At 65.4% G+C, this 13,752-nt stretch carries 13 protein-coding genes; 9 read left to right on the top strand and 4 right to left on the bottom strand.

Features of this window, described 5'->3' with window-relative positions; genetic code table 11:
- The 3 genes from rplS to ybaL all read left to right on the top strand — a co-directional run bounded on the left by rplS (position 1) and on the right by ybaL (position 2,894).
- Positions 1–396, top strand: a complete 396-nt coding sequence (gene rplS / locus KF730_RS10420; RefSeq protein WP_294094674.1) for a 50S ribosomal protein L19 — start codon at positions 1–3, stop codon at positions 394–396.
- Positions 397–642: 246 nt separating this feature from the next.
- On the top strand, positions 643–1,032 hold the full coding sequence (locus tag KF730_RS10415; RefSeq protein ID WP_294094672.1) for a hypothetical protein: 390 nt from the start codon (positions 643–645) through the stop codon (positions 1,030–1,032).
- Between the two features lie 248 nt (positions 1,033–1,280).
- Positions 1,281–2,894, top strand: a complete 1,614-nt coding sequence (gene ybaL / locus KF730_RS10410; protein ID WP_294094670.1) for a YbaL family putative K(+) efflux transporter — start codon at positions 1,281–1,283, stop codon at positions 2,892–2,894.
- Between the two features lie 125 nt (positions 2,895–3,019).
- Here ybaL and KF730_RS10405 read toward each other — a convergent pair whose 3' ends face one another.
- Positions 3,020–3,469 (bottom strand): PA2169 family four-helix-bundle protein, encoded by a 450-nt coding sequence (locus KF730_RS10405; RefSeq protein WP_294094669.1) that lies wholly within the window; start codon positions 3,467–3,469, stop codon positions 3,020–3,022.
- A 177-nt stretch (positions 3,470–3,646) separates the two neighbouring features.
- On the opposite strand from KF730_RS10405, the gene KF730_RS10400 reads away from it, so the two are divergent.
- The 3 genes from KF730_RS10400 (at position 3,647) to KF730_RS10390 (ending at position 8,600) form a co-directional block, all read left to right on the top strand.
- Positions 3,647–5,845, top strand: a complete 2,199-nt coding sequence (locus tag KF730_RS10400) for a DPP IV N-terminal domain-containing protein (RefSeq protein ID WP_294094667.1) — start codon at positions 3,647–3,649, stop codon at positions 5,843–5,845.
- Positions 5,846–5,854: 9 nt separating this feature from the next.
- Positions 5,855–7,327 carry a S41 family peptidase gene (locus KF730_RS10395; RefSeq protein ID WP_294094665.1) on the top strand — a complete coding sequence of 491 codons (1,473 nt, stop codon included), beginning with the start codon at positions 5,855–5,857 and terminating at the stop codon, positions 7,325–7,327.
- Positions 7,328–7,571: 244 nt separating this feature from the next.
- Complete coding sequence (locus KF730_RS10390; protein ID WP_294094662.1) at positions 7,572–8,600, top strand: aspartate-semialdehyde dehydrogenase; 1,029 nt, start codon at positions 7,572–7,574, stop codon at positions 8,598–8,600.
- 48 nt (positions 8,601–8,648) lie between these two features.
- Here the strand turns inward: KF730_RS10390 and KF730_RS10385 are convergent, their stop codons facing one another.
- The 3 genes from KF730_RS10385 to KF730_RS10375 form a co-directional block, all read right to left on the bottom strand.
- On the bottom strand, positions 8,649–10,241 hold the full coding sequence (locus KF730_RS10385; RefSeq protein ID WP_294094657.1) for a DHA2 family efflux MFS transporter permease subunit: 1,593 nt from the start codon (positions 10,239–10,241) through the stop codon (positions 8,649–8,651).
- Between the two features lie 93 nt (positions 10,242–10,334).
- The gene (locus KF730_RS10380; protein ID WP_294094656.1) at positions 10,335–11,423 is read right to left on the bottom strand and encodes an HlyD family secretion protein; all 1,089 of its coding nucleotides are present in this window, start codon (positions 11,421–11,423) and stop codon (positions 10,335–10,337) included.
- Positions 11,416–11,862, bottom strand: coding sequence for a MarR family transcriptional regulator (locus KF730_RS10375; protein WP_294094654.1), 447 nt, complete (start codon positions 11,860–11,862; stop codon positions 11,416–11,418). The genes KF730_RS10380 and KF730_RS10375 overlap by 8 nt, the downstream gene beginning before the upstream one ends.
- A gap of 100 nt (positions 11,863–11,962) precedes the next feature.
- On the opposite strand from KF730_RS10375, the gene KF730_RS10370 reads away from it, so the two are divergent.
- Genes KF730_RS10370 through KF730_RS10360 form a run of 3 tightly spaced genes read left to right on the top strand, consistent with a single transcriptional unit; the run spans position 11,963 to position 13,606 of the window.
- Positions 11,963–12,406 carry a GFA family protein gene (locus tag KF730_RS10370; RefSeq protein ID WP_294094652.1) on the top strand — a complete coding sequence of 148 codons (444 nt, stop codon included), beginning with the start codon at positions 11,963–11,965 and terminating at the stop codon, positions 12,404–12,406.
- 4 nt (positions 12,407–12,410) lie between these two features.
- The gene (locus KF730_RS10365; protein ID WP_294094650.1) at positions 12,411–12,860 is read left to right on the top strand and encodes a hypothetical protein; all 450 of its coding nucleotides are present in this window, start codon (positions 12,411–12,413) and stop codon (positions 12,858–12,860) included.
- Positions 12,857–13,606 carry an alpha/beta hydrolase gene (locus KF730_RS10360; RefSeq protein WP_294094648.1) on the top strand — a complete coding sequence of 250 codons (750 nt, stop codon included), beginning with the start codon at positions 12,857–12,859 and terminating at the stop codon, positions 13,604–13,606. The genes KF730_RS10365 and KF730_RS10360 overlap by 4 nt, the downstream gene beginning before the upstream one ends.
- Positions 13,607–13,752: the final 146 nt, after the last annotated feature.

The following is a 13,752-nucleotide window of genomic DNA, read 5'->3' as shown; positions in this document are numbered from 1 at the left end:
ATGAACCTCATCCAGACGATCGAGGCGGAAAACATCGCCAAGTTCCACGAAACGAAGAAGATTCCGGAATTCCGCCCGGGCGACACCCTCAAGGTCGGCGTGAAGGTCGTCGAAGGCGAGCGCACCCGCGTCCAGAACTATGAAGGCGTCTGCATCGCCCGCTCGAACAAGGGCATGGGCAGCAACTTCACCGTCCGCAAGATTTCGTTCGGCGAGGGCGTCGAGCGCGTCTTCCCGCTCTATTCGCCGAACATCGACGGCATCGAAGTCGTCCGCAAGGGCGTCGTGCGTCGCGCCAAGCTCTATTATCTGCGCGGCCGCACCGGCAAGTCGGCGCGTATCGCCGAGCGCCGCGACGTGCGCCCGGTCGCTGAAGAGGCGACCGCAGCCGAGTAAGCTTTTCGGGCGGGAGCCCAGGGGCAAGGACGGGGCGCGGAGGCTTTTGCTTCCGCGCCCCGTTTCGTTACGCGGGGGGCATGGCAGTCCCGCCGCCGATAGCCCTTGGCATAGGCAGCACACTCTGGCTGATCATGCTCGGCCTGATACCTTGCACCCCGGGGCACCAACCGCCTGGCCCGCCGCCCGATCGAGCGCGGTGAGGGATATTTGGCGCTTTTGGGCCGTTAGGGTAGTATGGCGCGCATGCACGATCGTGGAACAGCGATAGGCACGATAAAACAGCTGCGGCTGTTCGCGGCCTCGCTGTGGCTGACGCTGGCGACCGCGTTGTTCTGCGCGGTGATGCCGGCGGGGCTGCCTGGCAGCGTTACTCACGGTTCCGCGTTCAGCTCGGCGAACCATGCCGTCGCGCTGCATGCATCGTCTTCGAGCAATCGCGCGATGCTCAAGCGCGGTGTCAAGGGCGATCCTGCCGCCCCTTCGGCCGGATCGGAGGTTATCGCCCCGGCCGGTGTGCCCGCGATCGTGGCGCCGTCCGCCTTGGCAAGCCCGCCGGCGAGCCTCAAGCTGGCGGCGCTGCCGATTTCCGGAATTCCAGAGGCCCGTTATCCGCGCGGGCCTCCCGCCGCCTGACTTCCCGCCGCGGCCAGTTGCGCCGCTTTCTGGAACGGTGAGCCACAGCGGCTCCGCATCCGGGGAAGTTCAATGGAAGAATCGACAAAACGTCCCCCCTGGTGGTTTGTGACCGCCATATGGACGGGGATAGCCGGATCGGCCGCGGCGCTCGCCGCGATCATCGGCGCGACGGCGGAATAGCCGCACCAAAAGCCGCCGGACGGGAGCGATCCCGTCCGGCGCACTAACCATATTCAAGGAGATCTATGCACCACACGCCCCTCATCGCCACCATCGTAGCCGGTCTCGTTATCGCCTTCGTGATGGGCGCCATCGCGCACCGCCTGAGAGTCTCGCCGATCGCGGGCTATCTGCTCGCCGGCGTGATGGTCGGCCCTTTCACCCCTGGCTTCGTCGCCGACGCCAACCTAGCCAGCGAGCTCGCGGAGATCGGCGTGATCCTGCTGATGTTCGGGGTCGGGCTGCATTTCTCGCTCAAGGACCTGCTGGCGGTGCGCAAGGTCGCGATCCCCGGCGCCATCGGCCAGATCTCGGCGGCGACGTTGATGGGCATGGCGCTGGCGTGGTGGATGGGCTGGAACCCGCTTGCCGGCTTCGTCTTCGGCCTCGCCCTGTCGGTCGCCAGCACCGTGGTGTTGCTGCGCGCGCTGCAAGGCGCCAACCTCGTCCAGACCGAGCGCGGGCGGATCGCCGTCGGCTGGCTGATCGTCGAGGATCTGGTGATGGTCTTCGCGCTGGTGCTGCTGCCGGCGCTGGCCGGGGCGATGGCGAGCGCGGAGGGAGCGAACTTCGCGGCGCTGGCCGCCCCGATCGCGGGCACGGTGTTCAAGGTTGCCGGATTCGTCGTGCTGATGCTGCTTGTCGGGCGCCGCGTGATCCCCTGGGCGTTGCAATGGGTGGTCGATAGCGGTTCGCGCGAGCTGTTCCGTCTCGCCGTCCTCGCGATCGCGCTGGGCGTCGCCTTCGGCGCGGCATTCGTGTTCGACGTGTCGTTCGCGCTGGGGGCGTTCTTCGCCGGCATGATCCTCGGCGAAACCCCGCTGAGCCGCCAGGCGACCGAGGAGACGTTGCCGCTGCGCGATGCGTTCGCGGTGCTGTTCTTCGTGTCGGTGGGCATGTTGTTCGATCCCAAGGTGCTGGTCGAACAGCCCGTGCCCCTGCTGGTGACGGTGGCGATCATCCTCGTCGGCAAGTCGCTGGCCGCCTATGCCATCGTCCGCGCGCTCAAGCATAACGGCCGCACCGCGATCACCGCGGCGGCCAGCCTCGCGCAGATCGGCGAATTCTCCTTCATCCTCGCGACCCTCGGCACCGAGCTCAACATCCTGCCGCCCGAGGGCCGCGATCTGATCCTTGCCGGTGCGATCCTGTCGATCTTCGCCAATCCGTTCCTGTTCACGCTGCTGGTGCCGAAGCGTCAGGAAAAGCCCGAGGCGGCGGAGGCGCCCGCGCCCCTCGATCAGCACGGCCATGTCGTGCTGATCGGCTATGGCCGGGTCGGGCGCCTGATCGCGGGTGACCTCAAGGCCGCGGGGCAGAATTTCGTGCTGATCGAGGACCAGAGCGACATCGCCCGCGAGGCCGAGGAAGCGGGGATCGAACTGGTGCGCGGCAACGCGCTCGACGCCGATACGCTGGCCGCCGCCAATATCGGCGCGGCGAGCCGGCTGTTGATCGCCATTCCTGAGGGGTTCGAGGCCGGCGCGATCGCCAAGAAGGTGCGCGAGCTCAATGTCGGGCTGCGCATCATCGCGCGTGCCCATTCGGACGCCGAGGTCGCGCATCTGCGCAAGATCGGCGTGCCGGAAGTGGTGATGGGCGAGCGCGAGATCGCCAGCCGCATGCTCGCGCTCTGCTAAGTCCTCCCCCGGAGGGGGAGGGGGACCGCGAAGCGGTGGAGGGGGCCAGCCCCGAGCGATATCGCCCATGGCAAACCCCCTCCGTCAGCCTTTGGCTGCCACCTCCCCCGCCGGGGGAGGATCTTTTAAGCGGTCGCCAGCGACTCCTTCAGCTGCTTGGCCCGGTCGTGCCCGCGCATCACCGAGTCGAAGCAGACGCGGATCACGCCGTTGGTGCCCGGTGAGATATGCTTGTCGGCGAGGGCGCGCTCGAATTCCTCCTTGAGGTAATCCTCGCCGCGCTCGATCTCGCTCAGGATCGCCTTGTCGCCGCCGCCCAGCGCCCGGCGGAGATCCTCGATGCGACGGTGGATCGTGCCGGCGGTGGAGCCATAATCGGCGGGCGTGCCGCCCAGCTCGCGGCTGCGCGCCGAAAGCGCATCGACCACCTGGCGCCGCTCGGACGCCATGGCGACGAAGAATTCGGTATAGCGGTCGCGCTCGGCATGCTCGGCCGAATGCTCATAGCCCTTGATGCTGTCGATGGTGGTGACGATCAGGTCGTCGAGCTTGGCGATATCGGTATTGTCGGACATTCCTTCGTCTCCCGTTCCTGCATTGCTGCTCAAACCGGGGAGGGCGCCCATGGTTGCCCGAAATGAGGGTTAGCGGCGGGTTACCGCGCCGGGGGCGTGCATGCGCGATTGGTAGCAGGTGATACCTTTACCCTACCGTCCTGCCCGGCCATAACGCCGCCCCGAGGAGATAACAGGATGCGCAAATGGTTGCTGGGACTGGCTTTGTTGGGAACGCCGCTGATGGTGTGTGAGGCCGTGGCACAGGACCTGCCGCTGGAGCGCGTGTTCGCCAGCCCCGAGCTCGCCGGCCCGGTGCCGCGCCTGCCCAAGCTCTCGCCCGATGGCTCGCTGCTGACCCTGCTGCGCAACCGCGCCGACGAGAAGGACCGGTTCGATCTGTGGGCGATGGATACCGCCACCGGCCAATGGCGGATGCTGGTCGATTCGAAGAAGGTAGGGTCGGGCGCCGAAATCTCCGAAGCGGAGAAGATGCAGCGCGAGCGCGCCCGCATCACCAACGCTCGCGGCATCGTCAACTATAGCTGGTCGCTCGACGGCAAGAGCATCATCGTGCCCCTCGATGGCGACGTCTATCTCGCCAGCGTCGACGGCAGGGTCCAGCGGTTGACCAACTCGCCCGAGGGCGAGCTCAACCCGATGATCAGTCCAAAGGGCAATTATTTCAGCTTCGCGCGCGGGCAGAACTTCTTCGTTCAATCGCTCAGCGGTGGCGAGGCCAGGCAGCTGACCAGCGATGGCGCCGGCACCGTGCATTGGGGCGAGGCGCAGTTCGTCGAGCAGGAGGAAATCCATCGGTATGACGGCTATTGGTGGGCGCCCGACGAGCAGCACATCGCGGTCGAGCGCTTCGACGAGGCGCGCGTGGGCGTGGTCAGCCGCGCTGCGATCGGCGCCGACGGCACACGGGTCTATTCGCAGCGCTATCCGGCGGCGGGCACCCCCAATGCGGTGGTCGAGCTCTATGTGATGAAGCCCGATGGCTCGGCCCGCGTGAAGGTCGATCTTGGCGCCAATGACGATATCTATGTTGCGCGTGTAAGCTGGGCGCCCGACGGCAAGACGCTCTACGTCCAGCGCCAGAGCCGCGACCAGAAGGCGCTCGACATGCTCAAGGTCGATCCGGCGACGGGCGCATCTAGCGTGCTGTTCACCGAGACGAGCAAGACCTGGCTCAACATCAGCGACGCCTATAAATTCCTGAACGACGGCAGCCTGATCTGGGCATCGGAGCGCGACGGCTATCGTCACCTCTATCACTTCAGCAAGGGCAAGTGGCGCCAGTTGACCAAGGGGCAGTGGGTCGTCTCCACGCTCGCTGGTGTCGATGAGAAGACCGGCAAGGTCTATTTCGTCGCCAACAAGGATACGCCGCTCGAGATGCAGGTCTATTCGATCGACCTGAAGAAGCCCGATGCGGTGACCCGGCTGACCGAAAGCGGCTATTTCCATTCGGCGGTGATGAACAAGGGCGCGACCCGCTTCATCGTCACCCGCTCGAATGCCGGCCAGCCGACCCAGTCGTATCTCGCCGACCAGGCCGGCAACCGCCTCGCCTGGATCGAGGAGAATGCGCTGAAGGAGGGGCATCCCTATTACCCCTATCTCGCCAGCCATCGCACCCCGCAATACGGCACGCTCAAGGCCAGGGACGGCACGACCCTCTATTGGGAGATGATCACGCCGAAGCTGGAGCCGGGCAGGAAATATCCGGTGTTCGTCGAATATTATGGCGGACCGGGCACGTCGCAGCGTGTCGCGCACAAATGGGAGAACCCGCTGGTCCAGCACATCGTCGATCGTGGCTATATCTATTTCCAGATCGACGGGCGTGGCTCGAACTTCCGCGGCAAGGCGTTCGAGGATCAGATCTTCCAGAAGCTCGGCACCGTCGAGGTCGAGGACCAGATCGCCGGCATCGATTATCTGAAGTCGCAGGACTTCGTCGATAAGGACCGGATCGGCGGCTATGGCTGGTCCTATGGCGGTTTCATGACCCTGAAGCTGCTGGAGAAGCATCCCGGCGTGTTCGCCGCCGCCGTATCGGGCGCGCCGGTGGTGAAATGGGGGCTCTATGACACCCATTATACCGAGCGCTATCTTGGCGATCCCAACAAGGATCCCCAGGCCTATGCAGCCGCGGACACGATCGCCGACGCCGGCAGGATCCGCGATCCGCTGCTGCTGATGCACGGCATGTCCGACGATAACGTCGTGCTCGACAATTCCACCGCGCTGGCAGCGAAGCTCCAGGCGGAGAACCGCCCGTTCGAGATGATGTTCTATCCCGGCAAGGCCCATAGCGCGCCGAAGGACATCCATGTCTGGACGACGGTGTTCAACTTCTTCGACCGGGAAGTGAAGAACAAACGCTGACGAATGCCGATGCTGACGATGCTGCTAGCGTGGTGGGTGGGCGTGGGGCAGGCCACGCCCGAGCCTTTGCCGCCCGCGCCGCGCAATGCCGGGTTCGAAGAGGTCACCGCCACCGGCGGCTTCACCGGCTGGGTCTTCGATAAGCACGATCCGAATAGCGATTACCGCGTGGAAGCCGGAGAGGGCAGCGCCGGCAAGGGCGCGCACCTCTATCGCGCTTCGGGCGACGCCGCGGATGGCGCCTCGCTGATCCAGTTCGTCGATGCGGCGGCGTTTCGCGGCAAGCTGGTGCGGTTCAGCGCGCGGGTGGCGGTGAGCAAGCCGGGCGCGCATGCCGGCCTCGGCATGGCGGTGATCCGGCCCAAGCCCAAATATGCGGGCTTTCGCTATGGCATGGACGACAAGTCCCTCCAGGCCGGCGCATGGCGGGAAGTCGCGATCGTCGGTCGGGTCGCGCGCGAAGCCACGCAGATCAACCTCACCATCGATATCCGCGGCGATGCCGACATCATCGTCGACGAGGTGAAGCTCGAAGCCGTAACGCCAGACGCCAAGCCGCCCTCCGCCGAGGCCAAGGCTTATCTCGAAAGCGCGATCGCGCTGATCCAGGCCAATCATATCGACAGCGCCAAGGCCGATTGGGCACGGGTCTCGGCCGATGCCCATGCCGATATCGGCGGTGCGGTGACTCCCGGTGACACCCATAACGCGATCCGCGGGATACTCGGAGCGCTGGGGGAGAAGCACAGCTTCCTGCGGCCGCCTTTGCCGGTGAAGCCGGCTACCGCCGGCACCGTCGCCGGAGCGCCGCACGCCGCGCCGCCATTGCCGACTTCCGAGCTTGTCGACAACCGCTATGGCGTTATCCGCCTACCCGGGCTGAACACCTTCGCGGCGGGCGGCAACGAGCTTGGCGAGCTGTATCGCCGGATTATCCGCGACGCGCTGCTAAATATGGATGCGCAGCCGATCTGCGGCTGGGTGGTCGATCTCCGCGACGATACCGGCGGCAATATGTGGCCGATGCTGCATGGTCTCGATCCGCTGCTGGGCGCTGCGCCGTTCGGGTCGTTCATCGATCCCAAGGGTGCCGTGACGATCTGGCAGCGGACGGCTTCGGGCATGGCGCCGTTGCCGGAGCAACCGCGGGCGCTGCCGCCATCTTATGTGCTCGCACACGCCGATGCGCCGGTGGCGGTTCTGATCGGGCCGCGCACCGCGAGTTCGGGCGAGATGACGGCGATGGCGTTGATCGGGCGGGCCAATGTCCGCACGTTCGGCGAGCCAAGCGGGGGCTACACCACCGGCAACAGCGCCTTTCCGCTTTCGGACGGCGCGCTGCTGGTGCTGACCGGAGTGTTCGTGCGCGATCGTACCGGCAAGGAATATCGGGATGCGATCCAGCCCGACGTCAAAACCATGGCTGCGGACGCGCAGGCCGAGGCGATACGCTGGCTGGCGGCGCGATGCCCTAAAAGCTGAAGAGCGGGGGGCGATTGCTTGTAAGTTTTTCTTTCACGAATCGCCCTCGCCACGCAGCTTTCGGTCTGCTAGGCGGCGCCCATGCTTCGCAAACGAACTAGCAAACGAATTACCGCCCGCCCGTAAATCCGGGCGCAGGCTGTCGTTTTGCCGCGAAGTACAGGAATGCACTCGCATTCCGCACCAATCCACACCAAAGAGCATCCCGCCGCTACCTGAGCGTGCGGACCTGAAAGGACCGAAAATGGGCTACCGTGTCGTCGTCGCAGGCGCCACCGGCAATGTCGGGCGCGAAGTGCTGAACATCCTGGCCGAGCGGGAATTCCCGATCGACGATCTCGCCGTGCTGGCGAGCTCGCGCTCGACCGGTGACATGGTCGATTTCGGCGAGACCGGGAAACAGTATAAGGTCCAGAATATCGAGCATTTCGATCCCGCCGGATGGGACATGGCGATCTTCGCGATCGGCTCGGACGGGTCGAAGGCCCACGCCCCGCGCTTCGCCGCGGCGGGCTGCACCGTGATCGACAATGCCTCGCTCTATCGCATGGACCCGGACGTGCCGCTGATCGTGCCCGAGGTGAACCCGGAGGCGATCGACGGCTACAGGAAGAAGGGCATCATCGCCAATCCGAACTGCTCGACCGCGCAGATGGTCGTCGCGCTGAAGCCCTTGCACGACAAGGCGAAAATCAAGCGCGTCGTCGTCGCGACCTATCAGTCGGTCTCCGGCGCCGGCAAGGCGGGGATGGACGAGCTGTTCGAGCAGTCGCGCAACATCTTCGTTGGCGATTCGGCGGAGCCGAAGAAGTTCACCAAGCAGATCGCCTTCAACGTCATCCCCCATATCGACAGCTTCCTGGAAGACGGCTCGACCAAGGAGGAATGGAAGATGGTGGTCGAGACCAAGAAGATTCTCGATCCGAAGATCAAGGTCACCGCCACTTGCGTGCGCGTGCCCGTCTTCGTCGGCCATTCGGAAGCGATCAACATCGAGTTCGAGGAAGAGATCTCGGCCGAGGAAGCCAAGACCATCCTGCGCGAGGCGCCGGGCGTGATGCTCGTCGATAAGCATGAGGATGGCGGCTATGTCACGCCGGTCGAATGCGTCGGCGAATACGCCACCTATGTCAGCCGCGTCCGCGAGGATTCGACCGTCGATAACGGGCTGTCGCTGTGGTGCGTCAGCGACAATCTCCGCAAGGGCGCCGCGCTCAACGCGGTGCAGATCGCGGAGCTGCTCGGCCGGCGGCACCTGAAGAAGGCCGCCTGATCGCGCTAAACGGAACGCCGCCCCGGTTCGCGCACCGGGGCGGCCCGTTCAATGCCCCATCGCGCTGGCGTCGGGCTTGGCCGCCGGGCCCTTGGGCTTGCGCAGGAAGATCACCAGCGGCACCGACAGCGCGGTCACGATCATCATCGCGTAGAAATCGTTGAGATAGCCGATCATCATCGCCTGGCGGTTGATCTCGGCATTGGCCATCGCCAGCAGCGTGTCGCCCGAACCGCCGAGGATCTGGAGCAGCCCGGGATCCATCATGTTGAGGTTCTCGGGATTGATCTTGGGCGCCAGGTCGGCATGGCTGATCTGGACGCTGCGGGCGAGGAGCGTGGTGACCAGCGAGATGCCGACCGACGCGCCGATGTTGCGCGACAGGTTCATCAGCGACGCGCCTTCCGTGCGGTAGCGGGTCGGCAGCGTCGCGAAGGCGATGCCCTGGAGCGGCATGAACACCAGCCCCATGCCGAGCCCCTGGACGAAGCCCGAGACGATCACCGGCCCGGTGCCCATTTCCAGCGACCAGTGCGTCATCTGCCATAGCGAGAAGGCGGCCAGCGCCATGCCGAGCGCGACGAGCCAGCGCGCATCGAAGCCGCGCTGGGTGAGTTGCGCGGCGACCGCCATCGTCAGCACCACGCCGACGCCGCGCGGCATCAGCAGCAAGCCGGTGTCGAGCACCGAATGGCCGTAGAGGTTCTGGAGCATCGGGGGCAGCAGCGCCATCGTCGCCATCATCACCACGCCGATCACCAGCATGAAGCCGATCGCGGTGACCAGGTTGCGGTTCTTCCACAGCTCGCGCTCGAACATCGGGTGCTTGCCGGTGAACATATGGACGGTGAACATCCACAACGCGATTCCCGCGACCAGCATCTCGATCCAGATCTCGGTCGAGCCGAGCCAGTCCTCGCCCTGGCCGCGATCGAGCATGAGCTGGAGCGCGGCGATGCCGAGGGTCAGCATCGAGAAGCCGAAGATATCGAAGCGGCGCCGGACGATCGGGCGCGAGGGGAGCAGCCACCACAGGATGGCGATGCAGATCACCCCCAGCGGCAGGTTGACGTAGAACACCCAGCGCCAGTTGAAATTGTCGGTCAGCCAGCCGCCGATCACCGGCCCCATGATCGGGCCGACCATGATCCCCATGCCCCAGATGGCCATCGCCTTGGCCTGGCGCTCGGGCGGATTGATATCGAGCATCACCGTCTGGCTGAGCGGGTTCATGAACGCCGCCGAAATGCCCTGGAGCAGGCGGAAGAGCACCATCTGCTCGAGATTCTGGGCCATGCCGCACAGCGCCGAGGCGAGGATGAAGCCGAGCGTCGAGAGGAGGAACAGGTTGCGTGAGCCGATCCGGTCGGCGAGCCAGCCGGTGATCGGAATCGCGATCGCCGAGGCGACGATATAGCTGGTCAGCACCCAGGTGATCGTGTCGGCGCTCGCGCCCAATGCCGTCGTCATGTGCGGAAGCGCGACGTTGGCGATCGTGCTGTCGAGGATCTGCATGATCGTCGCCAGCATCACGCCAAAGGTGAGCAGGCCGCGATTGGTGACCGGAAGCGCCGCGACGCCGGCGGTGGAGGCCGGAGAGGCGGCGGGGGCGTCGTCGGCGGGTTGGGCGGCGGTGGCCATAAATTTTCCTTCGTCATCCCGTCGAGAGCCGGGATCCCGCGCCGCAAGCGCGCGCCGCGGGGCACGAGACCCCGGCTTTCGCCGGGGCGACGGCTAGTCCAAGATATTCACGGTCACATCGGCGGAGAGACCGGCGATCAGCGGGCGCGGGCTGTTCTCGTCGATCGCGATGCGTACCGGCACGCGCTGGGTGACCTTGACCCAGTTGCCGTTGGCGTTCTGGGCGGGGAGCACCGAGAATTCGGAGCCGGTGCCCGCGCCGATCGATGCGACATGCGCCTTGAGCTTGAGACCCGGATAGGCATCGAAGCTGACTTCGGCCTTCTGGCCCACGCGCATCTTGTTGAGGTCGGTTTCCTTGAAATTCGCCTCCAGCCACGCGCCCGAGCCACGGACGATGGTGACCGCGGGAAGGCCGGTCATCATCATCTGGCCGACCTGGAGCCGGTCCGACTGGCTGACGATGCCATCGACGGGCGCATAGACCTTGGTGCGGCTGAGATCGAGCTGCGCCTTGGCGAGCTGGACGCGCGCGGCGGCGAGCTGCGGGTTCTCGCCGGCCGAACCGGTGGAAAGCTTCGAGCGCGCCTCGGCCGCGTCGGACTGGGCGCGCGACACCGCCGCGCGGGCCTGCTCGACGCCGTGCTCGGACTGTTCGAGCCGCGCGCGCGTGGTGAAGCCGGCCTTCATCAGCTCGGCCTGGCGGGAATAGTCCTGCTGCGCCGCCTGCAGGCTGTCGCGCGCCGCCTGGATGCTGGCGCCGGTGCCGGCATAGCTGGTCTGGAGCGTCTGGACGTTGACCTGCGCCGCGGCGATCTGCGCCTGGGCGGAGGCGACCGCGATGCGATAGGGCTCGGGATCGATCTCGAACAGCAGGTCGCCTTTCTTGACGATCTGGTTCTCCTTGACCGCGACATTGACGATGCGCCCGGCGACGTCGCTCGAAACCGAGACCTTGTCCTGACTGACATAGGCGTTGTCGGTCGAAACGGTGCGGCCGCTGGCCATGTAGAAATAGCCGACGATCGCCAGCAGCAGCACCGGTACGCCAAACATCAGCAGCGGGCGCAGCCAGCTGCGTTTGGCCTTCACGACGGTGACTTCCTCGGTGGGCGCGGCCACGGGTTCTACCACGATCGTCTCCTCGGACGCCTTGTTGAATTTGGGATCTGCGTCAGCCATTTGCGGCCTCATTGCCTTCATGCGTGTGGGTCATATTCGCGCGGATCGCGTTGAGCGATCCGATCAGTTCCTCGCGCTGCCGGGCGGATAACCCCTGAAGCGCCTCTTCGATCATTCCGCCGGCAATATCCTTGAGCTCGGTCAACACCGGACGGGCCTTGCCGGTCAGGAAGATGCGCCAGGCGCGGCGATCGGCGGGATCGCGGCGGCGCTCGACCAGCCCGGCTTCCTCCAGTCGGTCGATCATCCGGCAGGCGGTGATCGGCTCGACTTCGAGCATGTCCGCGAGTTGGCCCTGATTGAGGCCCTCACTGCGCTCGAGAATCTTGAGCGTGCGCCACTGCGCCCCGGTCGCGCCGCTGGTGCGGGCGCGCTCGTCGAAGCGCCGCCGCATCAGGCGCGAGACATCGCTCATCAGGAAGCCTAGATTGCCGGTCATGCGGTGCATATAATAAGCATAGTTATGAATTGCAATCCGCAACTGGATTGCAATTGTGCGATGCAGCAATTGCAGCTTTGGCAACCGGAGGGAAGCGGGCGTGAGCGAGGAAATGGCCGGTGGATGCCAGTGCGGGCGGGTGCGGTACCGGGTGCTCGTCGACAATGACGAGGCTTATCTCTGCCATTGCCGGATGTGCCAGCGCGCCACCGGGGGCGTCTCGATCGCCTTCAAGAATTTCCCGAGATCGGCGGTAAGCTGGGAGCGCGAGCCCGATCGCTACGCCAGCTCCGCGATCGCCCAGCGCGGCTTTTGCGCGCAGTGCGGCACCCCGCTTACCTACGAGGCGCATGGTCACCCCTATATGGACCTGACCGTCGGCAGCTTCGACGATCCGTGGCGTTTCAAGCCGGTCGAGCATTCGGGTTGCGAGAGCTGGCACCGCGACTGGCTTGACACCGGCCACCTGCCCGCGGAACGGACGAACGAGAACCCGAGCATGGTCAAGCGCTGGATGGATGCGACGGGCAAGCTGCCGGAGTGAGGCGATGATGGCGATGAGATATGCACTGGCTGCCCTCGTGCTCGCCGTGACTGCGGCGCCCGGAGCTGCTGCGGCGCAGGGCGTGACCTATTACAACGATCTGATGCGCGCCGCGCCCAATTCGCGGATCTGGTGGTCGCAAGCCACGAACGATTCCGGCCCCGTCGCGCCGGTTTCCGCGCCGATCAAGTCGGTCTCGTTCGAGAATGGTTGCTCGATGTACATCAGCTTCGACGACAGCGTCAGCGGCATTCCCTTCTCGTCCGGCATCAATCTCTATTTCAACAATGTCGATACGATCGAGCGGAACGGCGACATGATCGAGTTCCAGCTCAAGGATCCCAGCTTCATGCGCAACTGGCATTGGGGGCTCCAGGCGCCCGCCAATTACGGCAAGAGCGTCTTCGAAAATCTGCGTATGGTGTTCTCGCTCTGCGGGATCGATTTCGAATGATCGAGACGCACCGCTTCACCAGCTTCGACGGCGTCGAGCTGGCCTTCACCGAGATGGGGGAGGGGCGGCCGGTCGTGCTGATCCACGGCTATTTCTCCACCGCGGCGGTCAACTGGATCAAATACGGGCATGCGGAGAAGCTCGCCGCCAGGGGCTTCCGCGTGATCATGCCCGATCTGCGCGGGCACGGCCTCAGCGACAAGCCGCACGATCTCGCCGCCTATCCGCCCGATGTGCTGATGCGCGACGGCTTCGCGCTGATCGAGCATCTCGGCCTCACCGATTACGACCTTGCCGGCTATTCGCTCGGCGCGCGTACCGCGCTGCGGATGCTGGTCAATGGCGCGACGCCGCGCCGTGCGGTGCTCTGTGGCATGGGGCTATCGGGACTGGTCGATACGCAGGGGCGCGGCGGCTATTTCCGGCGGGTGCTGACCAATCTCGGCAGCTTCGAGCGCGGCACCCCGGAATGGCTGACCGAGGCGTTCCTCAAGACCACCAAGGGCGATCCCCAGGCGCTGCTCAATATCCTTGAGACCTTCGTCGATACCTCGCGCACCGAGATCGCCGCGATTCAGGTGCCGGTGCTCATCGTCACCGGCGAGGATGATGACGATAATGGCTCGGGTCAGGCGGTCGCCGATCTGCTGCCGCGGGGCCGCTTCCAGTCGATCCCCGGCAACCATATGAGCGCCGTGACCCGGCCTGAGCTGGGCCAGGCCATCGCCGATTTCCTGAGCGAATAAATCCTCTCCCCGAGGGGGAGGGGGACCGCGAAGCGGTGGAGGGGGTTCGCCGCAAACGACACCGCTCGCGGCAAGCCCCCTCCGTCGGGCTGCGCCCGCCACCTCCCCCAATGGGGGAGGATTTGAGACGCTTGCAATGTAGGATT

Origin of the sequence: Sphingomonas sp., from assembly GCF_019635515.1 — a bacterium.
Taxonomy (GTDB): domain Bacteria; phylum Pseudomonadota; class Alphaproteobacteria; order Sphingomonadales; family Sphingomonadaceae; genus Sphingomonas.
This window is presented reverse-complemented; position numbering and strand designations above follow the sequence as displayed.